Origin of the sequence: Nocardia sp. NPDC051030 (assembly GCF_040683015.1) — a bacterium.
GTDB lineage: Bacteria > Actinomycetota > Actinomycetes > Mycobacteriales > Mycobacteriaceae > Nocardia.
Genome location: NZ_JBFBCD010000012.1, coordinates 207,309 through 233,115 on the forward strand (window position 1 = coordinate 207,309; position 25,807 = coordinate 233,115).

At 65.7% G+C, this 25,807-nt stretch carries 27 protein-coding genes; 16 read left to right on the forward strand and 11 right to left on the reverse strand.

All coding sequences use genetic code 11. The features are described 5' to 3' along the window. Positions 1-55: 55 nt before the first annotated feature. Positions 56-1,657: an ABC transporter substrate-binding protein gene (locus tag AB0N05_RS34970; RefSeq protein WP_364702200.1), complete on the forward strand. Its 1,602-nt coding sequence runs from the start codon at positions 56-58 to the stop codon at positions 1,655-1,657. A gap of 82 nt (positions 1,658-1,739) precedes the next feature. Continuing rightward, complete coding sequence (locus AB0N05_RS34975; RefSeq protein ID WP_364702203.1) at positions 1,740-2,126, forward strand: nitroreductase/quinone reductase family protein; 387 nt, start codon at positions 1,740-1,742, stop codon at positions 2,124-2,126. Positions 2,127-2,154: 28 nt separating this feature from the next. Here the strand turns inward: AB0N05_RS34975 and AB0N05_RS34980 are convergent, their stop codons facing one another. From AB0N05_RS34980 to AB0N05_RS35000, 5 genes are all read right to left on the reverse strand, one after another. Then, positions 2,155-2,793 (reverse strand): HD domain-containing protein, encoded by a 639-nt coding sequence (locus tag AB0N05_RS34980; protein WP_364702206.1) that lies wholly within the window; start codon positions 2,791-2,793, stop codon positions 2,155-2,157. Between the two features lie 82 nt (positions 2,794-2,875). Beyond that, complete coding sequence (locus AB0N05_RS34985) at positions 2,876-3,850, reverse strand: GlxA family transcriptional regulator (protein WP_364702208.1); 975 nt, start codon at positions 3,848-3,850, stop codon at positions 2,876-2,878. Positions 3,851-3,888: 38 nt separating this feature from the next. Beyond that, the gene (locus AB0N05_RS34990) at positions 3,889-4,779 is read right to left on the reverse strand and encodes a helix-turn-helix transcriptional regulator (protein WP_364702212.1); all 891 of its coding nucleotides are present in this window, start codon (positions 4,777-4,779) and stop codon (positions 3,889-3,891) included. Positions 4,780-4,782: 3 nt separating this feature from the next. Beyond that, a complete protein-coding gene (locus AB0N05_RS34995; protein ID WP_364702215.1) occupies positions 4,783-5,301 on the reverse strand; it encodes a DUF6879 family protein in 519 nt (172 codons plus the stop codon). After that, complete coding sequence (locus AB0N05_RS35000; protein WP_364702218.1) at positions 5,282-5,611, reverse strand: hypothetical protein; 330 nt, start codon at positions 5,609-5,611, stop codon at positions 5,282-5,284. Before AB0N05_RS35000 ends, AB0N05_RS34995 begins: the two co-directional genes overlap by 20 nt. Positions 5,612-5,828: 217 nt before the next feature. Here AB0N05_RS35000 and AB0N05_RS35005 point away from each other — a divergent pair, with 217 nt between their 5' ends. Beyond that, positions 5,829-6,362, forward strand: a complete 534-nt coding sequence (locus AB0N05_RS35005; RefSeq protein WP_364702220.1) for a hypothetical protein — start codon at positions 5,829-5,831, stop codon at positions 6,360-6,362. Between the two features lie 109 nt (positions 6,363-6,471). Here AB0N05_RS35005 and AB0N05_RS35010 read toward each other — a convergent pair whose 3' ends face one another. Beyond that, entirely contained in the window at positions 6,472-6,990 is a 519-nt protein-coding gene (locus AB0N05_RS35010) for an AAA family ATPase (RefSeq protein WP_364702223.1), read from the reverse strand. Between the two features lie 62 nt (positions 6,991-7,052). Here AB0N05_RS35010 and AB0N05_RS35015 point away from each other — a divergent pair, with 62 nt between their 5' ends. After that, positions 7,053-7,859 carry a methyltransferase gene (locus tag AB0N05_RS35015; protein ID WP_364702226.1) on the forward strand — a complete coding sequence of 269 codons (807 nt, stop codon included), beginning with the start codon at positions 7,053-7,055 and terminating at the stop codon, positions 7,857-7,859. A gap of 88 nt (positions 7,860-7,947) precedes the next feature. After that, positions 7,948-8,685 (forward strand): hypothetical protein, encoded by a 738-nt coding sequence (locus AB0N05_RS35020; protein WP_364702229.1) that lies wholly within the window; start codon positions 7,948-7,950, stop codon positions 8,683-8,685. 41 nt (positions 8,686-8,726) lie between these two features. Here AB0N05_RS35020 and AB0N05_RS35025 read toward each other — a convergent pair whose 3' ends face one another. Beyond that, the gene (locus AB0N05_RS35025; RefSeq protein WP_364702231.1) at positions 8,727-10,190 is read right to left on the reverse strand and encodes a dihydroorotase family protein; all 1,464 of its coding nucleotides are present in this window, start codon (positions 10,188-10,190) and stop codon (positions 8,727-8,729) included. 140 nt (positions 10,191-10,330) lie between these two features. Between AB0N05_RS35025 and AB0N05_RS35030 the strand changes: the two genes are divergently transcribed. From AB0N05_RS35030 to AB0N05_RS35040, 3 genes are read left to right on the forward strand one after another with little or no spacing between them, the layout of a single operon-like run. Next, positions 10,331-11,518 carry a CoA transferase gene (locus AB0N05_RS35030; protein ID WP_364702233.1) on the forward strand — a complete coding sequence of 396 codons (1,188 nt, stop codon included), beginning with the start codon at positions 10,331-10,333 and terminating at the stop codon, positions 11,516-11,518. Beyond that, positions 11,515-12,330: a cyclase family protein gene (locus tag AB0N05_RS35035; protein WP_364702235.1), complete on the forward strand. Its 816-nt coding sequence runs from the start codon at positions 11,515-11,517 to the stop codon at positions 12,328-12,330. The genes AB0N05_RS35030 and AB0N05_RS35035 overlap by 4 nt, the downstream gene beginning before the upstream one ends. Continuing rightward, the gene (locus AB0N05_RS35040; protein ID WP_364702237.1) at positions 12,327-13,805 is read left to right on the forward strand and encodes an MmgE/PrpD family protein; all 1,479 of its coding nucleotides are present in this window, start codon (positions 12,327-12,329) and stop codon (positions 13,803-13,805) included. The genes AB0N05_RS35035 and AB0N05_RS35040 overlap by 4 nt, the downstream gene beginning before the upstream one ends. Here the strand turns inward: AB0N05_RS35040 and AB0N05_RS35045 are convergent. Beyond that, complete coding sequence (locus tag AB0N05_RS35045) at positions 13,802-14,725, reverse strand: hydroxymethylglutaryl-CoA lyase (RefSeq protein WP_364702240.1); 924 nt, start codon at positions 14,723-14,725, stop codon at positions 13,802-13,804. The two genes, AB0N05_RS35040 and AB0N05_RS35045, sit on opposite strands and share 4 nt — an antisense overlap. A 128-nt stretch (positions 14,726-14,853) precedes the next feature. Between AB0N05_RS35045 and AB0N05_RS35050 the strand changes: the two genes are divergently transcribed. Then, a complete protein-coding gene (locus AB0N05_RS35050) occupies positions 14,854-16,068 on the forward strand; it encodes a CoA transferase (RefSeq protein WP_364702243.1) in 1,215 nt (404 codons plus the stop codon). Positions 16,069-16,079: 11 nt separating this feature from the next. Further along, on the forward strand, positions 16,080-16,718 hold the full coding sequence (locus AB0N05_RS35055) for an isochorismatase family protein (RefSeq protein WP_364702246.1): 639 nt from the start codon (positions 16,080-16,082) through the stop codon (positions 16,716-16,718). Positions 16,719-16,726: 8 nt separating this feature from the next. On the opposite strand, the gene AB0N05_RS35060 is transcribed toward AB0N05_RS35055, so the two are convergent. After that, positions 16,727-17,608: an alpha/beta fold hydrolase gene (locus AB0N05_RS35060; RefSeq protein WP_364702249.1), complete on the reverse strand. Its 882-nt coding sequence runs from the start codon at positions 17,606-17,608 to the stop codon at positions 16,727-16,729. Positions 17,609-17,705: 97 nt separating this feature from the next. Between AB0N05_RS35060 and AB0N05_RS35065 the strand changes: the two genes are divergently transcribed. Beyond that, the gene (locus AB0N05_RS35065; RefSeq protein ID WP_364702252.1) at positions 17,706-18,413 is read left to right on the forward strand and encodes a hypothetical protein; all 708 of its coding nucleotides are present in this window, start codon (positions 17,706-17,708) and stop codon (positions 18,411-18,413) included. 24 nt (positions 18,414-18,437) lie between these two features. Here the strand turns inward: AB0N05_RS35065 and AB0N05_RS35070 are convergent, their stop codons facing one another. Next, positions 18,438-19,223: an IclR family transcriptional regulator gene (locus tag AB0N05_RS35070; RefSeq protein WP_364702255.1), complete on the reverse strand. Its 786-nt coding sequence runs from the start codon at positions 19,221-19,223 to the stop codon at positions 18,438-18,440. 150 nt (positions 19,224-19,373) lie between these two features. On the opposite strand from AB0N05_RS35070, the gene AB0N05_RS35075 reads away from it, so the two are divergent. The 5 genes from AB0N05_RS35075 (at position 19,374) to AB0N05_RS35095 (ending at position 25,168) form a co-directional block, all read left to right on the forward strand. Beyond that, positions 19,374-19,856 carry a flavin reductase family protein gene (locus AB0N05_RS35075; RefSeq protein ID WP_364702258.1) on the forward strand — a complete coding sequence of 161 codons (483 nt, stop codon included), beginning with the start codon at positions 19,374-19,376 and terminating at the stop codon, positions 19,854-19,856. Further along, positions 19,853-21,136 (forward strand): acyl-CoA dehydrogenase family protein, encoded by a 1,284-nt coding sequence (locus AB0N05_RS35080; RefSeq protein WP_364702261.1) that lies wholly within the window; start codon positions 19,853-19,855, stop codon positions 21,134-21,136. Before AB0N05_RS35075 ends, AB0N05_RS35080 begins: the two co-directional genes overlap by 4 nt. A gap of 83 nt (positions 21,137-21,219) precedes the next feature. After that, positions 21,220-22,608 (forward strand): aldehyde dehydrogenase family protein, encoded by a 1,389-nt coding sequence (locus AB0N05_RS35085; protein WP_364702263.1) that lies wholly within the window; start codon positions 21,220-21,222, stop codon positions 22,606-22,608. Continuing rightward, the gene (locus AB0N05_RS35090) at positions 22,605-23,738 is read left to right on the forward strand and encodes an FAD-dependent oxidoreductase (RefSeq protein WP_364702266.1); all 1,134 of its coding nucleotides are present in this window, start codon (positions 22,605-22,607) and stop codon (positions 23,736-23,738) included. Before AB0N05_RS35085 ends, AB0N05_RS35090 begins: the two co-directional genes overlap by 4 nt. Then, positions 23,735-25,168, forward strand: coding sequence for an aldehyde dehydrogenase family protein (locus AB0N05_RS35095; RefSeq protein ID WP_364702269.1), 1,434 nt, complete (start codon positions 23,735-23,737; stop codon positions 25,166-25,168). Before AB0N05_RS35090 ends, AB0N05_RS35095 begins: the two co-directional genes overlap by 4 nt. A gap of 60 nt (positions 25,169-25,228) precedes the next feature. Here the strand turns inward: AB0N05_RS35095 and AB0N05_RS35100 are convergent, their stop codons facing one another. Beyond that, positions 25,229-25,792 (reverse strand): hypothetical protein, encoded by a 564-nt coding sequence (locus AB0N05_RS35100; RefSeq protein WP_364702272.1) that lies wholly within the window; start codon positions 25,790-25,792, stop codon positions 25,229-25,231. Positions 25,793-25,807 lie beyond the last annotated feature (15 nt).

Here is a 25,807-nt window from a genome sequence, read left to right on the forward strand (position 1 = left end):
GGGGGAGAAGAATTTCCCGCTACGCTCTGCCGAACCGTCGGATTCGGGAGAGATCATGAGAAGACAGACGCTCACTGCCTTGTGCTTTGCGGCCCTGCTGGCCGCCGGGCCCGCGCTCGCGGGTTGTTCCTCCTCCAGTGATGGAGGAGGAGACGATTACATCGTCGTGAACGCCGGTGAACCGCAGAATCCGCTGGTACCGAGCAATACCAATGAGAATCAGGGTGGGCGGGTCGTCGACCGGCTGTTCGCGGGGCTGAAGTATTACGACGTCGACGGGAAGTCGTACAACGAGCTCGCACAGTCGATCGAGTCGCCGGATCGGCAGCACTACAAGATCACGATCAAACCGGACTGGACCTTCACCGATGGGACGGCGGTGACGGCGAAGTCGTTCGTCGACGCGTGGAATTACGGGGCGCTGGGCACCAATGGGCAGCTGAGCAGCTGGGTGTTCTCTCCGATCGCCGGGTACGACGAGGTGTCCTCGGCTCCGCCGAAGGCACAGACCCTGAGCGGGCTGAAGGTCGTCGACGATCGTACGTTCACCGTCGACCTCACCCAGCCGTCGATGGATTTCGAACTGTCACTGGGCTTCTCGCCGTTCTATCCGCTGCCCGACGTGGCCTACAAGGACATCAAGGCGTTCGGCGAGCATCCGGTCGGCAATGGCCCGTACCAGCTGACCGCCTGGGAACACAATGTCAAGATCGAGATGAAGCCGAACTCCGGCTATCACGGCGGGCGGCCCGCGAAGAACAATGGGCTGCGATTCATGATGTACCAGACCTTCGAGACCGCCTACGCCGATCTGCTCGCCGGTAATCTCGACGCCCTCGACACCGTCCCCGACGGCTCGCTCGGCCTCTACAAGAGCGAACTCGGCGACCGCGCCATCGACCACCCCACCGCACAGAACCTGCACATCGGTTTCCCGAAGGATCTGCCGCACTTCGGCGGACCCGAGGGCGTGCTGCGCCGCAAGGCCATCTCCATGTCGATCAACCGGGAACAGATCTGCGCCAATATCTTCCACGGCGCGCGCCTGCCCGCCCGCGACTTCACCGCCTCCACCCTGCCCGGCTTCCGCGGCGACCTGCCCGGCGTGCAATGGCTGACCTACAACCCCGACGAAGCCAAGAAGCTGTGGGCCCAAGCCGATGCCATGTCCCCCTGGTCGGGCGGGCTACAGATCGCCTACAACTCCGACGGCGGCCATCAGGCGGTCATCGAGGCCATCTCCAACAGCGTCAAGAACACCCTGGGCATCTCCGCCGAACCCGCCCCCTACCCGACCTTCAAGAATATGCGCGATGAGGTAACCCACCGCACCATAGGCAAGGCCTTCCGCTACGCCTGGCAGGGCGACTACCCGTCGATGTTCGAATTCCTCACCTCTCAGTTCCTGTCCGGTTCGGAAACCAATGACGTCGACTACGCCAACCCCGAATTCGACCGCCTCCTCAAAGCCGCCCTGGCCGCCCCCACCACCGACCAGGCCTGGACCCTCCTAGCCCAGGCTCAGACCCTGCTACTCAACGACATGGCCGACATCCCGGTCCTGGAATACAACGCCGCCTCGGCCCGATCGGACAGGGTCAAGGCGCAGGTCACCTGGGCCGGATTGTTCGACTTCGAAAACATCCAGAAAAAGTAACCCCTGAAGCGTCGAAGCCCAGTTCGGTCCGCCGTTCTGGGCTTCGGCCATTCAACCCACGCCGTCCGAGATACCATGCCCTATGGCGACGTTCGGCGATGCAGTCTGGACGGCGCTGGTGCGCTGGGCTCCAATGCGCACCCTGGCCCGAGTCAACCGCCGAATCACCAACCCCCTCTTCCGCGCTCGGGCCGCCCACATCGAGGGCTACGGGAATGTAATCCATTACGGCAGAAGATCCGGCCGCCGTTACCGCACCCCTGTCGCAATCACCCGACATGGGGACGAACTCACAATCCCACTCAACTACGGCCAGGGCAGCGACTGGGTCCGAAACATACTCGCCGCCAACGAGTTCCAACTGGAACATCAAGACATTCTGATCCACGTGCACACACCCGAGATCATCACCATCGGTCCCCGGCAATTCATACGCGCCATCGCGGCCCCAGGCGGGGCGCGACAGTAGCGGCAATCGGTGTGGGTTGGGACTGGAATTACTCGGGCCAGGGGTTGTTTTGGATGATCTCGACAAAGTCCTTGCGGACGAAGGTCGGGTCGAAGTGGGCCAGGACATCGTCGTTCATGGTGCCGAACGTGGTGTCGGGGCGGTTGGCCATACCTTGATGGAACGCATGCAGGATGCGATTCTTGAAATCTGGTCTGGGATGGGTCATTACGACCTCGGCGCGTTGTTGGTCGGTAATCTCGTCGAGGTCCAGGCCTAGGACGTCGGTCTCCACGCCGAGGGTGACGACGGCGACCTCCGGGGCGAGGTGGAGGGGCACCTCCGGGGTGGTGTGCAGGGCGATGGCCAGCCATACGGCGCGCGCATCTTCTTCGGAGCGACCGTGTTCGAGCAGGAAGGTTCGCGCGGCCTCGGCGCCGTCGAGTTCGAATCGCCGATTTTTCGTGGCATAGGCGGGGGTCAGGCCGAGGTCGTGGAATAGCCCGCCGACGTAGGCGAGTTCGAGATCGACCTCGAGGCCGCGGGCTGCCGCCTTCAAGGCTCCCCAGAGAAATACTCGGCGGGAATGATCGAAAAGCGTATCGTCGGCGGCATTCCGGACGAGCGCCGTCGCCTCTCGTACGAGTTCGGTGTCGGGAACTGTTATTCCGGCAATGATTTCGGGCATCGGGGCCTCCATGGTCGCGCAGTGAATCTGTGCTTCCACTCTCTCGGGCGGCCGGGCCGCAGCCCACCGCGCAGACTGACCACTACCCCACAGATTCGGACACCGAGCGATCCGTGGTTCCGAACCGAGCCCGGTATTGGCTCGGGGAGATGCCGAGGCGAGCCACGAAGGTGCGGCGCATGGTTTCGGAGCTTCCGAATCCCGCGCGGCGGGCGGTCTCCGCCACGCCGTGGCCCGCGTCCAGCAACGCCTTGGCGTGATCCAGTCGCACCTGTTCGACGAATTTCGCTGGCGTGGTGTCCAATTCGGTGGCGAACAGTCTGGCCAGGTGGCGGGGGCTGACTCCCACCCGGGCGGCCAGTACACGCGTGCTGTGATCGAGGGCGGGCTCGGCCGAGATCAGGTCGACAACAGTCCGGATTGTGGGCGTACTCGGCGGCCGGACCTCGAGAGGCGCGGAGAACTGGGATTGACCGCCGGGTCGCTGCATGAACATCACCAGATTGCGGGCCACCTCGCGTGCGAGATCGCGGCCGTGGTCCTGCTCGACGAGTGCGAGAGCAAGATCGATACCGGCCGAAACGCCTGCCGACGTGAACACGCCCGCATCCTCGACAAACAGTGCGTCGGGCACCACGTCAATATCCGGGTACCTGCCCGCCAGCAATCGCGCATGCCGCCAATGCGTGGTGGCGCGGTGACCCGACAGCACTCCGGCGGCGGCAAGAACGAACGAGCCGGTGCAGATCGACACGAGCCGACGCGTCCGCCCCGCGAGATCCTTGACCGCCGCGATCAATTCGTCCGGAACCGGGCCGCTGACAAGCACATCACCCCCGCACACGACGACGGTGTCCGGGTCCGGCACGTCCCCGGCCGCACCATCCACCGGAAGCCGAATCCCCACCGAGGTGAGAACAGGCTTCCCGAGCGGCGAAACATAACTGACCGAATACTCGCCCCCGAACACCCCCGCCTCCGCGAACACCTCCGCAGGCCCGGCCGCGTCGAGCATCTTCATGCCGTCGAACACCACGAATACCACGTGTCGGCCCACGGTCACTGCCTCCCGAGTTGATCGAATCGCCCAGTATGTCAGGATTCGCGGGCCTGATTTTTCGCTAGGTATTGCTGGGTCGATCTCTGGCGCCGCTCGCTGCTCCTGTTCACCGCCTCGCGTATCAACGCCCTTGCCTCCTCACCGGTCACCGACCGATCAACCAGGACATCGAACGTCCGGTGATACACCTTGATCTCTCGAGGCTGGGTGATCGTCAGCTCAGCGGTTATGCCCTCGACGGTCACCCGTCGCTCATCGAACATGACGAAGTTCGTCAACTGCATCGGCAGCTCGGCCCCTAAAGGAACAATCCCGAAGGTGACACGCGGCAAACCCATTGCCGCAAGTAACCTGTCCAACTGCCCTCTCATCACCGAGTCGCCGCCGACGTTGTTGTACAACGCCTGCTCACCCATCAGCAGATGGAACCTGCGCTCGCCCTTGTACAGAATCTGTTGCCGTTCGAGGCGCTTGGCTACACCCTCATCCAAATCATCGGGTATCCCGTGGAACTTGATAGACCTCCGCAGGATCGCCGAAGCGTATTCGGCGGTTTGGAGCAATCCGGGTATCAGCGACGGCTGATACGCGCGCATAACCGTGGACTGCTGCATCAAGCGAAGGATCTCGTGTTGCTTCTGTTTCGTCCCACCGCTCAGCGTCCGACGCCACTCGCGGTACGCGGTCTCGATGTTCCGCAGCGATGCGATCAGGTCCTGTATCTCACCCTCGGCCCCGGTGAGCTTGCACCACATCTGAATATCGACAATCGACGGCCTGGTCTTGCCGTACTCGATCTTGGGCACCCGTGTTTGGTGCCAGCCTGCCCGACGGGCAAGCTCACTGCCGCTGAGACCGGCAGACTGGCGAAGCCCTCGGAGACGTTCCCCGAGAGCTTCGCGCTGTTGTTGTACCGAATCTGTCACCGGTCAGAATTCACCGGCGTATTCGTCGAACGGAACCGCTGATTGCCAAAGCTTTTCCTTCACACTTCGGCAGTAAGCGGCGATGCCCGGATCCGTAGTGATTGCCGCACCAGCGGGCTTCCCGTCGTTGTCCACCAGGTTGAAACCCACGGTCGTGTCATCGAAGAGCCACCAGTCATCAGGCGGCACTTCCCCAGCGAGATGCCGAGGCAGATAGCGGATGTCCTCTCCGGCCTCGATGTTGCTCGCGGTGATCGACAGCAACCAACGCTGATAGTCGCTGTGCGGCTCAGTGACAACCCGTACGCGAGTGATGCGTACCCCACGGTTCACGGTCTCCTGAACAAGTTTTGTCCAGGGCCGCTTGTCATACTCGGGTACCGGCGGTTCACCATTCAGGAACCGTCGCAACGGTTCTGACTCTGCAGGCACGGCGTAAGTGTCCCTCACTTCCAGATGGAATGCCTCCTGTTGGGCCTCCCTGAATAGTTCAGGCCACGGGCTAGGCTGCCGCAGTAACACCGTAGAAAGTCCTCTCCGCCTTGGGCACTTCAACAGCCGTCTCGTGGGGCTCCATGTCCAGCCGGAGCACCGTCTCGAGATCGGTGATCGGTCGGCCGGACACGAGGAATGTTCCCCGGCCGGTGTCGCTCATGGTGGCACCGATGAACGTGTCCGGCTCAGCGAATCCCAACAGCAGGTGCGGAATCTCCACTGTCCCCGACGTGTCCGTCTTCCAGCCCACCACGACGTAGGTACTGGTCTCGGTTGCGTACAGCGATGGGCATTCCCCGTCGCCTGATCCACCCTTACCCAGGAATTTCAACAACATGATGACACTCCCTAGTTGACCTACGCGCAACTATGCTTGCGCGTCCTGATTGTCCCGCTCTGATGTGCCGCCCGACATGGGATCAGGCCAATTTCGGCATAGTTCGGCATAGGTGTGGTCTTGGTGGCTGGACACTTCTAACGTCGGTTCATGGCGTTCGGGGACCGTGCAGTCGATCTGCCCGGTCTGCCTCGCAAGCGACCAACAGGGGGCAGACGTGACCGATGAACCAGACCAATCAAGGGCCGCGGCGCGTACGCGGCTGTTCCAGTTCCCCGGTGGCGTGCTGGAACTCCAGGGCACCGGAGACGACTTGGAGGACTGCCCCGGGTTCTATCTCGAGATTCACGGACACATCGCACTCGACGGGCACGAGGACGGAGGGACTTTAATGTGTTGGAAGCCAACGTGTATCGGATATCAACGAGTCGACGTATCCGGAGCCGCATTGCTGTGGGACCAGACCCAGATTCGCAAGCTCGCAACACGTCTCGGGTATGACTTCACCGACATGGTGGTCTATGACCCCAAGTTCGGACGGCCACCATTGGCTCGCCTGAAGGCGCAGGCAACCCGCCTGGATGCGGAGGCCGTTATAGTCCCGAGCCCTGAGCACTTCACAGGCGGGGAAATTCCGGGAACGCTGGTGCAGCGGCTCGACGTGATCACCGTAACCCCAGAGGAGACCTACGCCCGGCGTGCGTTGCCACCGCTGCGAGACCTGCCGCCTGCTCGAACTGACGAGGCCTGATCCACAAGCCATTCCGATGCTCGAGATCCACGGGGAAGGGGTGATGCCCTACCCAGCACCGATATTCAGGACGACTCGGTGGAATTGCTCCACAACGACAGCAATGTTGTCACACCCGTGTGGCATCTGCTGCGATGCGCATGGCGACCTGTTGGGGTCGCAGGTCGGTGGTGTCGATGATGTGGGCCTCTCGGCGGTGCCAGGAGCGGGCCTCGTCGTAGTCGTCGAGGTGCTCGAGACGCCATGAGGAGTTCGGAATCACGGGGTCGGTTTCGATGCGGCGGAGCAGCTCATCGTGTTCGGCGTGAAGGACGAAATGCTGTAGTGGAATGCCAGCGGTTTCGAGTCCAGTGCGGATCTCTCGCCAGTATTGGTGCACAAGAACCGCTTGGGGGATGACCAGGGTTCCGCCGACGTAATCGAGGATCTGTTTTGCCGCGGCCACGACGAGCCCGCGCCAGGGTTGCCAGTCCTGGAAGTCCCGAACGACCTCGGTGGACAGGACATGGCGGAGCATGATTCCGACTTCCTCGGTGTCGAACACGCGCGATCCGGGCAGTAGCGCCGTCAATTCTTTCGCCGTGGTGGTTTTACCGGCTCCGAAGGTTCCGTTCAACCAGATGATCATGGGGCCGAGCGTATTCGGTTGGCAATCCGACCCGCGCCCGGTGCACGGCCTAGTGTCGTGGCATGAGCTGGTCGTCACCAACTTCCTCGTCGGGCAATCCGTATTACACGCTGCCTAATGAATGGGATTTCGCAGCCGAACGCCTCGCCTTGCTTGGCGCGGCTTACGACCCGGGGAGTATCGCGCTCGCGGAGCGGGTGGGGGTGAGTGCGGGATGGCGGTGCTTGGAGGCCGGAGCTGGCGGCGGATCGTTCGCGCGGTGGCTCTGCGGTGCCGCGCTGCCCGGTGGGCGAGTGCTCGCGGTGGATGCTGATTCGCGCCATCTTGGCGACTTGCCCGGGCTTGGTGGTGAAGTCGCCCAGATGGATCTTGTTGTTGACGAGATCCCTGAGCGCGCATTCGATTTCGTTCATACCCGATTCGTGCTGCTTCATATTGCTGACAGGGAAGCCGTTTTGGAGCGATTGGTCCGGGCGCTGGCGCCGGGCGGCGTCCTCGTGCTCGAGGAGGGTGATGGGCTCGGTGTGCACAATGAAATGCCGGGAGCGTTCGGTGAAGTCTGGCGTGCGTTTGCGCGTTCGACCGAGAATGCGGGCGCGAGCCAATCATGGGCCCGGAACTTACCCGCACGGTTGGAGACTCTCGGGCTCGTCGACGTCCGAGCGGAGGCGGAGATCCCGATGTTTCGCGGAGGTTCGTCGATGGCGCGCATGTGGAACCTGACCTGGGTACAGGCGCACGACGCCTTGATCCCACACGGTGTCTCACCCGAGGTAATTGCCGCTGCGCAAGCCGAACTGGAAGACGAACAGCAATGGCTGTACGTCCCGCCCACAGTCCGCGCATGGGCTCGCGCACCTCAGTCCTGAGGTCATCGCCAAGGCTGAGACTCCGGTCCTTCGCTTCGAGATCTGATACGGTGCGCCGACAAGCGGCTGCGCAGAGTTTGGATTCGTCATGGGGATCAGATACGTCGACGACTATGACGATCGGAAGCCGACGGTCACCGTCGCGGTGTCGATCACGGTGAATGTGAATTCGACGCCGCTGCAACAGGAACCGCGTTTCGCGGTGACGGCGGCCCCACCCGCCGAACCGGTTCGAGCGCTGAATGTCGTTCCGTTTCCATCGGCGGACGATGTTCCGTCGATCGCCATGACATTGGATGGCGGCAGGCTGCCGACCAGCGTGGAATTCAGGTCCGGCTGGCGCGATCGGGTACCGCCCAAAGAGGTCGGCCGCGAGCTTTTCGAGGCGTACTCCGAGGCTCTGAACGAACGCCACGGACGACACTCCGCCGCGAACATCTCCGCTCCCGGCTGGCCCCTGTCCGCCCGGGAACAGGCGATCATGCTGCTGGAGACCTGCACCTGGAACAAATACTGCCGGGTGCAGGACGACCTCCAATCAGAGGGTGAATATCTGATCCGCGGAGCTGCCACGCAATACGACAAGGCCGCCGTATCCATGACCGGAAACCGGCGGCAAATCCATTCGATCACCGTGTCACCGCTATGGCCCGGCTGCTCGAATCCCCGTGCGCTCGAGGCGGAAGTGCTCTGGTGCGCGGACCAGATTCGCGCCTTACGCCCCAAGTTCGCCCCCAAGGGCGACTGGTCCCACCACTCCGACGCCGAACTGTTCGAACTACAGTCCCGGCACCGGCAACAGTTGATACGAAACAGCACGTTGTGAAGGCGCGGCTAGCATTGCGAGATACGTTGCGGCAGTGAGGTTCAGGCCGGAGTGCGGTGCAGGTATCGGCCGCGGGGGTCGCCCTGGACGTGTCCGTCTGCGCAGATGTGGTGACCGCGCAGGAACACATCGGTGACGCGCGCGTTCATCTCGAAGCCTTCGAACGGTGTGTATTCCTGGGCGGATTCCGAGTCCGCGGCGCGGACGATCCAGCGGGCGTCCGGGTCGACCAGCACGATGTCGGCGTCGAAGCCGGGGGCGATGTCACCCTTGCCGGTCAAGCCGTAGCGTTGCGCGGGGTTTCGCGCGGTGAGTTCGGCGATGCGGGATAGCGGCAGGCCGCGTTTCAGGCCCTCCCCCACCAGGCCGGGCAGCAGGTATTCCGCGCCGCCGAAGCCGGATTTGGCGGCGAACACGTCGTCGCGGTCGGCGCCGAATTTTTGTTCGTCGCGGCAACAGGCGTGATCGCTGACCACCCAGTCGATTTCACCGGCAAGCAGGTGCCGCCACAGCGCTTCGACGTCGGCGCGTTCGCGCAGCGGCGGGTTCACCTTGCCGCCGAGGCCGTGTGCGGTGTCCACGTCGGCGAGCAGATGGCCGATGGTCACCTCGCGGCGAAAGTCCACGTGCGGGAACGCTTTCGCCATGGTGAGCGCGGCATCGATGGCTTTGGCCGAGGACAGGTGCAGCAGGTTGATATTGGCCAGTCCGGTCTCGTGCGCCAGGTACGAGGCCATGGTGATGGCCAGCCCCTCGGAATGCGGTGGGCGCGAGGCACTGTAGGCCCGCAGCCCGGTGAGGGTGCCTTCGCGTTCGACGAGCGCGGTGTAGGCGGCCATGATCTCGGCGGTCTCGCAGTGCAGTGACAGCGAGAGGCGATCGCCGAGTTGCTGCCGGGCCCGCTGGATGGCGCGCATGACGAATTCGAAATGCGCCAGATCGTAGCGCTCGTCCGGGCCGATCATCAGGAAGTCGGCTTGGTCGTCGGAGCGGCCGTGCAGGCCGTGGCCGCCGTAGAACATGAATATCTTGAACGAGGTGACGCCGAAATCCTTGATCAGCGACGGGATCTCGGCAATGTGTTCGGCGGTCATCGGGGCAAGGTGCAGGCCGTGATCGACGAAGGCGCGACCCGCCATGCGGTCCAGCGCCTCGGGCACGAAGTCCCGGTAGGCACCGCCCTTGTTGAGGTAGTAGCGGCCGGTGCGCAGGTAGGTCAGCGAGGTGGTGACGCCGCCCTGGGCGCAGGCGCGGCTCTCGGTTTCGGTGTCGGCGGACAGTTCTCGATAGATGCCCCAGTGCTGATGGGCGTCGATCACGCCGGGGAAGGCGAGCCGCCCGTCGGCATCGATCACCCGATTCGCCCCCGCCGCGGCCACATTCGGTCCGATCCGGGTGATGACCCCGTCGGCGACGGCGATATCGACCGGTTCCGGATCATCGGACGAGTTTCTGCCGGGCCGCACCACGCGGGCGTTCCGGATCAGCAGGTCGGTCGCCGCCATGGCTTGCTCCAGTTTCTCTGTGCGAAACAACTTTACCAATGCCGCGATCATGGCAGTAGTATGCGCTGACAGTCAATGCGGCTCAGCAAGTTTCATGTTTCCTTGTGCGAAACATTGCGAGTGGCAGGGAGGAGCACGCAATGGACGGACCACTGTCGGGAATCCGGGTGCTGGATGTGGCGACCCTGTTCGCCGGGCCGCTGGCGGCGACACTGCTGGCCGACTTCGGCGCGGAGGTGGTGAAGATCGAACATCCCAAGGGTGATCCCTCGCGAACCCACGGCGCACAACGCGATGGGGTAGGCCTGTGGTGGAAGATGCTCGGACGCGGCAAGAAGTCGGTCACGCTGTACCTGGGCGCACCGCAGGGTCAGGAGATCTTCCGGCGCATGGTGGCCGAGGCCGATGTGGTGATCGAGAACTTCCGTCCCGGCACCCTGGAACGCTGGGGCCTCGGATATTCCGAACTCCGTGAGATCAATCCGGGCCTGGTGCTGGCGCGGGTGACCGGTTTCGGGCAGATCGGCCCGTACGCGCATCGGCCCGGATTCGGAACCCTCGCCGAAGCCATGAGCGGATTCGCGGCCGTCACCGGCGAACCCGACGGGCCACCCACTCTGCCACCTTTCGGCCTCGCCGATGGAATCGCCGCGCTGACAACGGCTTTCGCCATCATGACCGCCCTGCGAGCTCGTGACGCGGACGGCACAGGTCAGCAGATCGACATGGCCATTATCGAACCGATTCTCACCCTGCTCGGACCACAGCTCCTCGCCTACGACCAACTCGGTGAACTACAGCCGCGCATGGGCAACCGCTCCAGCAATAACGCGCCCCGCAATATCTACCGCACCGCCGACGATCGCTGGGTGGCCGTATCCACCAGCACCCAGTCGGTGGCCGATCGACTGCTCCGCCTGGTCGGACGCGCGGACCTGACCGCGCAGCCGTGGTTCGCCTCGGGAGCCGAAAGAGCCCAGCACGCAGACGAACTCGATGCGGCGGTCGGCGCTTGGATCGCCGACCGCGACGCCGACCAGGTGCTGCGCGAATTCGAACAGGCGCAAGCCGCGGTCGCACCGATCTACACCGCTGCCGATGTGCTCGCCGACCCACAATTCCAGGCACTGGGCACCATCGCCGAACTCCACGACGACGAATTGGGACCGATACGCATGCAGAACATCCTGTTCCGGCTCTCCGCGACCCCCGGCCGCATCCGCTGGACCGGTCCGCCCCTGGGCGCGCACACCGCCGAAGTCCTGAGCAAATACGGCGTCGATGCCACGCAACTGGCCGAGCTACGCGCAGCGGGAGTGGTTCTGTGACAACGGATCCCTTGGTCGAATTGGTCCGCGGCGGTGTCCGACTGATCGAACTCGGGCGGCCGTACTACACCGGAATGCCCTGCTCCCCCAACCATCCCGGCTTCCGAATGACCTTGGCCCGCCGCCACGGCGACATGGTGCGCCCGGACGGCGGTTCGGCGGCCAGCGAGATCATCATCACCGGCGGGCACGTGGGCACCCACATCGACGCGCTGAGCCACGTCAGCCACAAAGGAAAGTTGCACGGCGGCATCGACGCCGCCCAAGCCCAGCGCGGAGGCGCATTCGCGGCCCATGGAGCCGAACACCTACCCGGTTTCCTCTGCCGCGCAGTACTTCTCGACATCGCCCGCCTACACGCCACCGAAACCTTGCCCGGCGGATACGAAATCACCACCGAGGATCTCGAGCGGGCAGCCGAGGCGGCAGCGGTACATCTCCACCCCGGCGATGTAGCACTGATCCGCACCGGCTGGGCACGCTTATACGAGAACACTCCGGCGTACCTGGGCACGAGCACCGGCGTCCCCGGCGTGGGCACCGCCGCCGCCCGCTGGCTAGCGGCCCAGGGCATCACAGCCACCGGCGCGGACACCACCGCCTATGAATGCCTGGCCCCGGGCGCGGGCCACAGCATCCTCCCCGTGCACCGAGTGCTACTGGTCGAATCCGGCATCTACATCATGGAGCACCTGGACTTGGAAGCCATTGCGGCCGAACAGATCAACGAGTTCGCGTTCATGCTCGCCCCACTACGGATCGTCGGCGGCACGGGATCGCCGGTGCGCCCACTCGCGGCGGTGCGGCGGTGAGCGAGCCCACGATCGTGCATCGACTTGCGGATTTCGCGGACGACGCGCGGCAGCGCGGGGTTGGGGTCGCACTGCGCGACGACGCTGCGCGACGGTTGCTCGATGTGCTCGGTAACAGTCTCGCGGCGCAGCCGTCGGCGGCCGCTGCGGCGGTGCGGTCGGTGGTGAGTGAATGGGGTGGGCGGCCGATGGCCACCGCGATCGGTCTGCCTGGGCGGTATCCCGCGGCGAGCGCGGCACTGTTGGGCGGGACTCTGGCACATGCCTCGGATTTTGATGACACGCATCTGCCGTCTGTGCTACATCCGTCGGCGACTGTGGTGCCCGCCGCGCTCGCGGTCGCCGAGGCGGTGGGGGCGAATGGTGCGGCGCTGTTGGATGCCATTGCCGTGGGGGTGGAGATCGCGGTGCGGGTCGGGATGGCCGGGTATGACGCGAAGCTTGGGAATTCGGTGTTCTTCGAGCGGGGGCTGCATGCCACCGCGATTTGCGGGGCCCTCGGTGGTGCGGCGGCGGCGGGAATGCTTGCGGGACTGGATGCGCCCCGCATCGGGCACGCGTTGGGCATTGCGGCCAGCATGGGATCGGGCTTGCTGGAAGCCAATCGGACCGGCGGGACGGTGAAGCGGGTGCACTGCGGCTGGGCGGCGCATGCGGCGGTGACGGCGGCGGAGTTGGCGCGTCATGGCTTGACCGGGCCACCCACCGTGTTCGAGGGCAGATTCGGTCTGCTCCAGGCGTTTTGCGGGGACCTGGCCGTGCCGGAGCGGATTGTGGATGGTCTCGGCGTCGAGTGGGAGCTGCCGGGGGTGTTCTTCAAACCGTATCCGTGCAATCACTTCACCCATGCGGGGATAGACGCGGCGCTGCGCTTACGCGCCCGGGGCGTCACGGCCGAGGACGTAGTGAAGCTGACCCTCGGCGCGCCCACACCGGTTCTTCGGACCATCGGCGAACCCGTGGAAGCGAAGCGGAGACCCGAATCCGGTTACAATGCCGCGTTTTCCGGCCCGTACACGGTGGCGGCGGCGCTGATCGGCGGCGGCGGGCTCGGCCTCTTCCACGAGGACTTCACCGATGCCGCCGCGCGCGACCCTCGGCGACTTGCCTTGGCCGCCACGGTCGAATGCGTACCCGATACCCGCTGCGACGAGATCTTCCCCCATCAGTTTCCCGCCGTGCTCACCGCGGAACTACGGGACGGACGCACACTCACCGAACGCGTGGAGGTCAATCGCGGCGGTCCCGGGAACCCGCTGTCGGCCACGGAGCTGGCACTGAAATTCCGCCTCAACGCTGCCGGGACGTTGTCCGCGAAGCGCGCTGACGCGCTCGCCGAAATCATCTACACGACTGCCGAACTGGAGAATCTGCACACGTTGTTCGAACCCTTGCATACCCCACGCTGCCGCTCAACCACCTCGCAACGCCGTCCTGCGGTTACCACGAGGACTGAGTCGGCGGGCACGACCTAAACGCTGTCCTGAGGTTCGAGTCGAACGGCCGGGTCGGGGAATGCCCCGGCCCGGCCCAGGAGCGCGGGAACAGGTTTGCCGAGTACCGTTTCCAACCATTGCCCGGTGGCGCTGACCGCTTCCATTCGCACACCCGTGGCGTAGCCCATGCGGTCGAGCGAATAGAGCAGGTCCTCGGTGGCGATATTGCCGGTGGCGGCGGGCGCGAAGGGGCAGCCGCCGATCCCGCCAGTGCTCGCGTCGAGCACGCGGGCACCCGCCTCCAGCGCGGCGAACGCGTTGGCGTAGCCGGTATTGCGGGTGTTGTGGAAGTGGCAGCGCACCACCGCCTCCGGAGCCAGGGTGGCGGTCGCGGACACCAGGGCGCGGACCCGATCGGGGGTGCCGACGCCGATGGTGTCGGCCAGCGCGATTTCCTCCGGACCGTCGTCGGCGACCTGTCGAATCAGCTCCAGCACAGTCGATTCGGCTACTTCACCCTCGAACGGGCAGCCGAAGGCGGCGGCAATGGTGACGGTGCGCGCCAGCCCGGACTCGGCGGCCCGCCGCGCCAGCCCACGCCAGCGCCGCACTCCCTCGGCGGTCCCGCAGCCCTGATTCCGTCGGCTGAACGTATCCGTCGCGACCACAACCACATTGATCTCGTCCACACCTGCGGCGAGCGCCCGGTCCAGACCGCGATCATTGAAGACCAGACCCGCATAGGACACTCCCGCGAGTCGCGGAACACCGGCCATGACCGCTTCGGCGTCGGCCATTTGCGGCACCGCGCGCGGATTCACGAAGCTGACCGCCTCGACGCGCCGCAGTCCGGCCGCGATCGAGCGTTCGATCAGTTCGATCTTGTCCCGGGTCGCGACCATTGCCGATTCGTTCTGCAAGCCGTCGCGCGGGGCGACCTCCAGCACCGTGATGTCCACGGGGCCTCCCTATTTCTCTCACCTTGCCGCAGTGTTTCTCTCAGGGATACAGTGTATCCACTTTCGACTATATCCGGCCCGCCGCGCGATCGCGCAGTCCGCGGGCGCACCACGAACGGAGAAGCCCCATGACAGCCGAGGACACGGCCAACACCGGACCACTCGCCGATCTCCGCGTGATCGAGATGGGCCAGCTGCTGGCCGGACCGTTCTGCGGACAGCTGCTGGGCGACTTCGGCGCGGAGGTGATCAAACTCGAATCCCCCGGCAGCGGCGATCCCATGCGCCAGTGGGGACGCGAACAATCCAATGGCACCTCGCTGTGGTGGCCGGTGGTTGCGCGTAATAAGAAATCGGTCACCTGCAATCTGCGCGAGGCCGAAGGGCAAAGACTGGCACGGGAATTGATCGCGCAGGCCGATATCGTGATCGAGAACTTCCGCCCCGGCACCATGGAACGCTGGGGACTCGGCTACGACCGACTCCGCGACATCAACCCGGGCCTGATCATGGTGCGAGTCACCGGATATGGCCAGACCGGACCGTACGCGCCCCGCGCCGGATACGGTTCCATCGGCGAGGCCATGGGCGGAATCCGCTACACCACAGGCGATCCCGACCATCGTCCGGCACGGACCGGCATTTCGATCGGTGACGCACTGGCGGCCGTCTTCGCGACCATCGGCACGCTGTCCGCCCTGCACCACCGCGACCGCACCGGCCAGGGACAAATAGTCGACTCCGCCATCTACGAAGCCGTGCTGGCCATGATGGAATCCCTACTCCCCGAATACGCGCTCACCGGCTATCAGCGTGAGCGCACCGGCTCGGTGCTGCCCAATGTCGCGCCCAGCAATGTCTATCCCACCGCGGGTGGCGAGATGATCCTCATTGCCGCCAACCAGGACAGCGTCTTCGCCCGCCTCACCGAACTCATGGACCGGTCCGAATTGGCAAGCGATGAACGGTATTCCAACCACACCGCCCGCGGCGCGCGCATGGACGAGCTCGACGCAATGATCTCCGAATGGACCGCCGAACAGGACGCCGACGTCCTGCTCACCCGGCTACACGAGGGTGGTGTCCCCGCCGGGCGCATATACACCGCCCGCGACATGTTCACCGACCCGCACTTCGCGGCACGGGAAGCCATTGTGCGCCTTGCACATCCGGAACTCGGCGAACTGCCGATGCAGAACGTATTCCCCAAACTCAGCGCCACCCCTGGCCAGGTTCGCCACGCCGGACCCGGACTCGGCGACCACAATGCCGACGTCTACGGCGGCTTGCTCGGCCTGGATGCCGACCAGCTGGCGAAACTCACCGAGACCGGCGTCATCTGAGGAGCATTCACATGACAGACCTGAACGAAGACGCGCGCCGAGCCGGATATGGCACCCCACTCGGCGCGGGCGCGCACCCGGCGGTGGTGGTCATCGATGTCTGCGCGGCGTACCTCGACGATGCCTCGCCACTGCGGGCCCCGGTCGAGGCCTCGGTACGCGCCGCGGCCACGGTAGTGGAGCAGGCCCGGCAGGCCGGACATCCGATCATTTTCACCCGCGTCAGCTACCGCCCCGGCTCCACCGAAGGCGGGCTCTTCCGCCAGAAGATCCCCAACCTCGCGGTCTTCGAAGAGGGCAACCCCCTCGGAGAATTCCTCCCCGACCCCGCACCCCTGCCCGGAGACTGCGTCATCACCAAGCAATATCCGAGCGCCTTCCACGGAACGCCCCTCGCGGCCAATCTCACCGCCGCGGGCATCGATACCGTATTCATCGTCGGACTCACCACCAGCGGCTGTGTCCGAGCCACCGCCACCGACGCCCTTCAGCACGGCTTCCGCCCCCAGGTCGTGGCCGACGCCTGCGGCGACCGAGACCCCCGGCTACACGAGGCGAACCTGTTCGACCTCAATGCGAAATACGCCGACGTCATCGACCTGAAGTACGCACTCGAACTGCTGGCCCCGAAAAGCGCTCCGAGGGAATAGTGGTCCGTTCAGCGGGTTTCGACGCGGACGGCCGAATCGGTGTGTAGTCCGATGTCGTAGACGTACGAGCGTGCCGTCTGATCACCGAGTTGAGCGAGGAACCACATTGCCGTCCAGCGGGCCGCCGCCGCAATCGTCTGCTCACGTGGCGCGGTGCCGGGGTGTGCGTCCGGGGCCGCGCCGGGCGGGTTGTCTTGATCGGTCAGGCCGAAGTGGTTGGCGCCCACCAGGTTCACAAATTCGGAGGAGGACGTGCCGGTGAGTTCGGCGAAGCTTTGATGGGCTTCGGCCGGTTCGCTGACGCCATCCTCGGTGCCATTGATGTAGAGAACCGGGATGTCCTGTACCGCAACCGCGTCGACGAGGGGACCGATGGTGGTGTTGGTGCCGTGGCCGACTATCGCCTTCAACTGCGGCGGATGCTGATAGGACAGGCCGAAACAGAAGGGAACCTGACAACGGTCCGCGGCGGCGTAGAGGGCGGTGGCGCCGCCGTAGGAATGACCGGCTACCACCAGGGTGTCCGGGTCCACGTGGGTTCCTACCGTGGAGGAGGGGTCGGCGGCTCGTTCGCGAGCCCAGGTAAGCACCTCGGTGACCGATTGTTCGCTGGGCAGGCTGTAGCCGGGCATGGCATAACGCTCGGGAATGACCACGACGAACCCGTAATCGGCTACGGCGGAGGCGAATCGGGAATAGTACTCGCGGCGCACATTCGCGCCGGGAAGCATGAGCGCCACGGGTAGGCGGCGCTCGGCGTGCGCCGGATACCAGACGGTCGCCCCGTCGGATCCGACGCGGGTTTGCTCCTGGATGACGGTGTTGTCGCCGGATGCCGGTGCGGCAGTGAGAAAGAGCAGGGAGAGGGCGGCCGCCATCACGGTGCGCATGGGACCCCGTTTCGATTGTGGAAACACTGTTTCGATGTGAGACTGTCCGGGAGCGTACTCCGAAACAGCGTTTCGCAGAAGAGAACAGGGAGTTGGAATGGGCCCGCACCCCTACGGCTGGTGGATCCTGCTGCACCTGGTGTTGTTCGTGTTTTGGCTGGGTGGGGACCTGGGAGTGTTCTATTCCAGCCGCTTCGTGATCAATCCGAATCTCACGCCCGCGGCACGCGCGACCGCACTGAGCATCATGAGCGGCCTGGATCTGGGGCCGAAGGTCTGCCTGGTGTTGTTCCTTCCCAGCGGCGTGACGCTCATGGCGACCGCACCGCACGGCGCGTCACTGTTCGGGATCGCACTGTTTCCCTGGTGGTCGGTCGTCGCGATCTGGGTGCTCGCCGCGATCTGGTTGACGCTCAACGTGATTCAACACCGCACGCACGGGCGCATCCGGATGGTCCAGCGCGCGGATCTGGCCATCCGATTCGCCGTCATCGTCGCATTGGCGGGCACGGGCGTGTACACGCTGTTCGCGGCTGAACCGTTCGGTGTCACCACCAATCCGAAGTGGCTGGGGGCCAAGATCTTGCTCTACACCATCGCCATCGCGGCCGGGTTGGGCATCCGAATGACCTTGCGCCCCTTCGGCGCTGCCTTCGGGGCGCTACAGACGAATGGATCGACCGAAGAGGTGGAACGGACCTTACGCCGCAGCGTGGACGGCTGCCTGCCCTACGTCTGGGCGATCTGGTGCAGCGTGCTGGCGGCGGCCGCGCTGGGCGTGTTCAAGCCCGGCGCACACCTGTGACAGCGCTGACCCTGAGTAACCGCGCTACCCCGAATAGCCGAGCTGGGCCGACAGCGCGCCAGCCGCTTTCTGCAGCAGCGGAATAAGCTCCGGGATCCGGGGCTCGAACCGCGAGAGCGGCCCGCACCCGCTGATCGCGGCCACCACGCCACCGTCATGGTCGAGCACCGGCGCGGCGACCGAGGCCGCGCCGATCTGCCGCTCCCCCAACGAGATCGCGTAACCCTGCTTGCGAATCGCGGTGAGCTCGGAACGCAGTTTGCGCGGGGTGGTGATGGTGGCGTCGGTGAACGGGGTCAGCTCATGCCGATCGAGGTATTCGTCGATCTCTTCCTTGCGCAGGTGCGCCAGAATGACCTTCGAGGAGCTCCCGGCGTGCAGCGGATACGGCACCCCGAGCGCCACCTCCATGCGCAATTCCTGTTCCGGCACAACCTGATCCACATACATGCGGGTATCGCCGCGTCGAATGGACAGCGTCGCGGTCTCCCCCGTCGCGGCCGCCAGCCTGCGCAGTTCGGGTGCGGCCATCACCCGCAGATCGGTGCGCGCGAGATACGCCCGGCCCAGCGCGATGGCGGCGTGCCCGAGCGCGTAACGCCGGGTGGTGGGTTCCAGGGCAATGAGTTCGCGATTGCGCAGCGCGGTGAGGATGCGATGCACCGCGGCCTTGGTCAAACCGAGTTCATTGGCGATCTCGGTGACGCCGAGATCGGCCCGGCCGCTGCGGCCGAACAGCAATAACACGTCCATGGCTCGTTCGACGGCGGCGATGGATCGACTCTGGTTCTCGGCCTCGATGTCCGACACCGCTACAGCTTAGAACACCGAATTTCCCGATGGGAAACGACGTCCCGAATCTGCCGACGGCACCGAATCTCCCGCTCACCACTTGCACGGCATCACCCCTCGCGTTACCTTGTGCGTAACAGCGTTTCCACTATCGAAACGGAGGGAAACGTGGAGCCGATAGCTCTCCGGTCGGTGCTGGCCCAGTGGGCGTCCGGGGTCGTGATCGTCACGACCATCCGCGACAACGGAACCCGCCACGGAATGACAGCCAGCTCATTCACCAGTGTGGCCCTGGAACCGCCACTCGTCTCGATATGCCTGGCCTCGGACAGCACCACCTGCCGATTGATCCGCGAGAGTGGTGTCTTCGCGGTCAATGTGCTCGGTCACGACCATGAGGACATCAGCCGCCGCTTCGCCGGACCCGCGTTGCGCGGTGACCGATTCGCCTTGGGGCGCTGGACCTCCGCGAAAACCGGTTCCGCCGTACTGCGGGACGCGGTGGCGTGGATGGACTGCGTGGTCGCCGCCTGCCATCCGGCCGGTGACCACACCATCGTGCTCGGGCTGGTCCAGGAGGCCGCCGCCCCACGACCCGCACCCCCGCTCATCTATCACGACCGCACCTACTACGAGGGGATTGCCCGATGATCGGCGAACGACTCGTCGAAGACATGACCGACGCGGAACGCGCACGCGCGAGCCGGGTCGAGTCGATCCTGCCCGACCTGCGCGCCGCCGCCGCCGAAGCCGACCGCACCGCCACCTTCCCCGCCTCGCATATCGCGCTGCTGCGTGAGGCGGGGCTGCTGGGCCTGGTGGTGCCGGAGAAATTCGGCGGACTCGGCGGCACCCTGCGCGATCTGGCCGCTGCCACGTTCGCCATGGGCACCGCGTGCCCGTCCACCGCACTGGCGTACTTCTTCCACAACACCAGCGCCTCGCGCGGGCTGCTTCCCCTCGAAGCCATCGACGCGGGATTGTTCGCCGACGACGAGATTCCCGTCGTGCGCGCCTTCGCCGAAAAGGTGCTCACCCGCATGGCCGACGGTGTGTGGCTGGCCAATTTCGCCTCCGAGGCGGTGAAGACGGCCAAGGCGAACATCACCATCGCCACCACCGCCCGCAAGGTGGACGGCGGCTGGATTCTCAATGGAGAGAAGTCCTTCGGCTGTGCGACCGGTGTCGCGGACTACTACCTGACTTCCGCCAAGCTGGAGGGTTACGACACCGCCGAAGGGCTGGCGACCTTCTTCGTGCCGCGGGAGGCCACGGGCGTGAGCGTGCGCGCACCGTGGGATGGGCTCGGCATGCGCGCCACCGCCAATAATGGCATCCGGCTCGACGAGGTCTTCATTCCCGAGGACGAGGCCCTGGCGGTGCCGGGCGCGTTCACCAAGATGCTCACCATGAGCAGGGGCAGCTTCGTCGGCAATCAATTGGCCATCGCCGCGGTCTACACCGGGTGCGCGCAGCAGGTCTACGACGAGACCCTCGCGGCCACAACGCGGAAGACCTTCGCGGACACCGGGGATCCTATCGCCTCCTCTCCCGTACATCAGGTACTCATCGGTGAGATGACGCGACAGTTGCACACCGCCTACCTGTGGTTGCGTTATCAGCTCGCTATCGAGACGGTCGAACCGCCGCTCAAGCCCAAGCCGGAAGTGTTCGCGCAGTGGCGGCTCGGCAAGGGCGCGGTCACCGAGGCGTGCTTCCAGGTCGCGCTCGGAGCGCTCAAGGCCGGTGGCACGTCCGCCGCCTCGATGGACGGTACGGCCGGACGCGCGCTGCGTGATCTCGCCATGGGATTGGTCATGACGTTCCCGGCCGAACGCGGCATGCTCGAGGTGGCGCGCATGGTCACCGACGCCAAGGCGAACGAATTGTTCGCCACCGCACCGGAATCCAATGCGGAGGTCGCACGGTGAGCGAGATGAGTGGCGAGCTGCCAGAAATACTTGAGCAGATCGATCGGCCCGGAATCCACCGCGGAGGTCACACAGTGAGCGAGATGAGCAGCGAGCTGCCCGAGATAGTCGAGCTGGTTGACGGGCGGTGGGGCCGCCCGGCCGTCGATCTCGGTGTGGCGCTGGAGGATCCGGCGACCGGTAGCGAGGTGGCCCGCATGGTCGCCACCGCGCCCGAGCGGGTGGAACGGGCGCTCGAGGTCGCCGATCGAGTCCGGGGCGCGATCACTCCGGAGGTGCTCGAGGCGATCGCCGACGATCTCGACGCGCAACTGAACCTGATCACGGAATTGGATTCGCGGGCAACGGGTGTACCGATTCGGCAGACCCGCCCACTCGGCGTGATTGTCTCCGGATCCTTCCGGCTGGCTGCCCAGCAGATGCGCACGGGTGCCCTGCGCGCCGACCACGACGGCGTGCGGGTGCATCGGTTGCCGCTCGGCCCGGCACTATGCCTGACCCCGTGGAACGCGCCCGCCCCGATGGCCGCACACAAGGTCGCCAATGCGCTCGCGGCGGGCTGCCCGGTCATCCTCAAGGTCAGTGAATTCGCGCCCTACAGTGCGATTCCGCTCGCCCGGGTGATCGCCGAGCATGTGCCCGACGGCATGTTCCAGCTCGTCCACGGCGGCGCGGAAACCGGCGCGCGACTGGTGGGCGACCCACGGATCAAGGCGGTGTCGTTCACGGGCGGGTTGCCCGGTGGCCGGTCGGTGGCCGTCGCCTCGGCACCGCTGCTGCGGCCCTGTCAGCTCGAACTCGGTGGCAATAATCCACTGGTCGTACTGCCCGACGCGGATCTCGAGACCGCCGCGCGCATGGCCGCCGAACTGCTCACCACGCTCAACGGTCAATGGTGCCGGGCGCTCGGCCGTCTGATCCTTCCCGCGGATCATGCCGATGATCTCCTGGAGGCGATCGGAAAACGATTGGCGGGCTTGCGAATCGGTGCACCCTTGGACCCGGACACCGACTTCGGGCCGCTGCTGCACTCCCGGCACCTGGCCACCGTGCGGGCCGCGGTATCCGGCCGCGAGGCACGGTCGTACGGCACGGTTCCCGGACTCGGGAACTATTTCGCGCCCACCCTGCTGGACGGCGACCTGGCCGAGGAGGTTTTCGGCCCGGTCGCCGGAGTCCTCACCTACACCTCCATCGACGAGGCGGTCGAGCAGGCCAACTCCGGGCCGTTCGGACTCGAGGGTTATGTCTGCGGCGCCGATGAAGATCTGGCTTTGACAGTGGCGCAACGAATTCGGGCCGGTGAGGTGAAGGTCAACGGATCCTCGATCATGAGCCTGCACCTGATGACACCCCGTCCAGCCTGGGGACTGTCTGGCCTGGGCGAGGAGGGCACCGCGGAAACCCTCCGGTTCTTCACCGGCGCCCGCGTTCTCGGCGTCGAGGGCCGCTTCGCCCTGCATACCTCGTGAGCGTCGTCGTGGTCGGGGCCGGACCGGTCGGATTGACCGCCGCCCTGACCCTGGCCCGGCGAGGTCACGAGGTGACCGTGCTGGAAGCGGGCCGGACCTTGGCCGCCGAATCCCGGGCCTCCACCTTCCATCCGCCGTCGCTCGAGATGCTCGAATCGCTCGGCGTCCTGAATCCGCTGTTGGACAAGGGAATTATCGCGTCGACCTTCCAATATCGGGAGCGCGGCGGCGGCGAGATCGCCACCCTCGACCTGGGGGTGCTGACCGAGGACACCCGGTATCCGTTCCGATTGCAGTGCGAGCAGAGCAAACTCACTCCAATCCTGCTCGACGCCCTCGGCGGGAACGTGCGATTCGACCAGCCGGTGCACGGCGTCTATCGCGGTGACGATGGCGTCATCCTGCACACCTCACACGGGCCGGTGCGCGCGGAATGGGTGATCGGCGCGGACGGCGCGCATTCCGCGGTCCGCAATGGCATCGGTGCCCGCTTCGAGGGCACCACCTATCCGGAACGCTTCCTGGTGGCCTCGGTCGAGGAGGACCTCACCGCCGTCCTGCCGGGAATCGCACCCATCAACTATGTCTTCGATCCGCACGAATGGCTGGTGCTGCTGCGCACACCGGAACACTGGCGTGTGCTGCTGCCGACCCCCGGCGAGACTTCCGATGAACTCGAACTGTCCCGTCTGCCACAGCGTTTGACCGCGGTCGCCGATCTCGGGCGGCCTTGGCGTCTGCGGCACGCCTCCCTATACCGGGTACACCAGCGCGTCACCGACCAGTTCCGGGTCGGACGGGTATTGCTCATGGGCGATGCCGCGCACGTCAATAATCCGCTCGGCGGCATGGGCATGAACAGCGGGATTCACGATGCCGTTCAGCTCGCGAACACCCTCGCCGACGTCCTCGAAGGCGCACCCGAGTCCGCGCTCGACCTCACGGCCGCCCGCCGCCGCACCGTCGCGATCGAGCATGTGCAGCGCACCAGCCACGACAACTGGCAGCGCCTGCACGGACCCGAGGATGGCTTCCGGCGGCAGGTGCGAGAATTGGCCGCCGACCCGGTCGCCGCCCGTGCGTACCTGCGCCGCGCCTGTCTGCTCGACTCGCTGGAGGCCCGGTCGTGAGCGCGCGGATCGAACGCGAAAACCCCTCCCACCCTACGGAAATCGTCGGATCGGTGCCGGTGACCGCACCCGACGCGGTGGACGTCGTGGTCCAGCGTGCGCATCGAGATTTCCGAGCATGGTCGCAGGCTCCGCTGGAACAGCGGCTCGCGGCGCTGGGCTCGGCGGCGGGCGCACTCGATGCGAAAGCCGCCGAACTGGCGATACTGCTGGCCCGCGAGAGCGGCAAACCGGTCACCGACTGTTATGGCGAAATACGGTTCGCAGCAACATATTTGCGATGGGTACGCGACAACGCACCGACGGTGCTGGCCGATGCGGTCATCGACGACGATCAGGGACGTCTGACCCGCGTCGCCGCACCATACGGCGTGGTCGCCGCGATCACCCCGTGGAACGCACCCATCATCCTCGCCATGCTCAAACTCGGTCCGGCGCTCGCGGCGGGAAACACCGTGGTGCTCAAGCCTTCTCCGCTGGCCCCGCTCGCGGTCACGGAGGCCGCCGCCCTGCTACCGGGTGTGCACGTGATCCACGGCGGCCCCGACACGGTCGGCGCGCTCATCGCCCATTCCCTCATCGCCAAGGTCGCCTTCACCGGCGGTGAGCAGGCCGGACGCAGCATCGCCGCGGCGGCCGGGCGCGCCCTGACCCCGGTCACCCTCGAACTCGGTGGCAATGACCCGGCCATCTTCCTCCCCGACTTCGCCCTCACCCCCGACGATTACGAGCGGCTCGTGCTCGCCTCCTTCGCCACCGCCGGTCAGGTGTGCATGGCCGCCAAACGCCTCTACGTCCCCACAACCCGACTGGACGAGTTCGTGGAGTCCTATCTGGCTGCGGCACAACGTATCCTGAAGGTCGGGGACCCGCTCGACGAGCAGGTCACCGTTGGTCCACTGGTGAATCGAGCCGCCACCGAGCGCATGACCGATCTGATCGCCGACAGCTGGAGCCGCGGCGGCTGGCTGATCCCACTCGCCGACCCGCCCACCGACAGCACCGGCTACTTCGTCACCCCGGCCCTCGCCCTGGGCCTCCCCGACGACGCGGACCTGGTGCGCCACGAGCAGTTCGGCCCCCTGGTCCCCCTGCTCACCTACGACACCGAGACCGAAGTCCTGGCCCGCGCCAACGATTCCGACCTCGGCCTGGCCGCCTCCGTCTGGTCCGCCGACGAAGCCCGCGCCCACGCCGTCGCGGCCCGCATCGAAGCGGGCTTCACCTTCATCAACACCCACAACCGCACCGGCATGTCCCTGCGCGCCCCCTTCGGCGGCACCAAACGCAGTGGCTTCGGCCGCGAATACGCCGACGAGGGCCTACGCGAATACGTCCAAACCACAGTCATCCACGCCCCCGCACCCTTCCGCCCCGGCGGCCCCGGCATGCCCGCCCGCGCCTACCCGGGCCAGCCCGATATGCGGTGATCTCGTCGTCGGCGCGGTCGTGGAGCTTCATCAGCACGATGTGGGTGAGTGCGCGATCGGTCATCGTGCTCCGCCGCGACGGCGGGTGAGGATCAGCGCCACTGCGGCGACCACCACGGCCGCTGCTACGCCGCCACCGATGTACCAGGCGGTATTGCTGTCGTCATCGGTGTCTGACGAGCTCGGGGCGGCCGCCGGAGCCGGGGTGGGTGCGGGGCCGAAGTTGAGCGGGATCGAGGCGAGGATCTGGGAGGGGTTGGTGAGGCTGGTGACGCTCAGTGTGCAGGCGCCGGGGGCGGAGGTGCAGTCGGTGTCGCCTACCTTGCCTACCAGCACGACGGTGGAGTTGCCTGTATTGGCTTGCCACACACCGTTTTCGTCGGCCTTGCCCATGATGGAACCGGTCAGATTGCAGTCGGTGGGGGCTACGATCTGCGGTTTGCATTGGCCGACGGCCACACTGGCCAGGTTCGCGGGTAGCCCGTCGAGCTTGACCGTGATGGATTGGCCCACCGTCAGGCCGGAGGTGGCGCTCGCCTGCAATTGCGGGGCGGCGGTGGCGGCGGGCGTGCCGAGCAGGATGCCCGTCGCGGTGGCGGCGAGCACCACGGTGAGTTTCTTCATTTGTTCTCCTCCAAG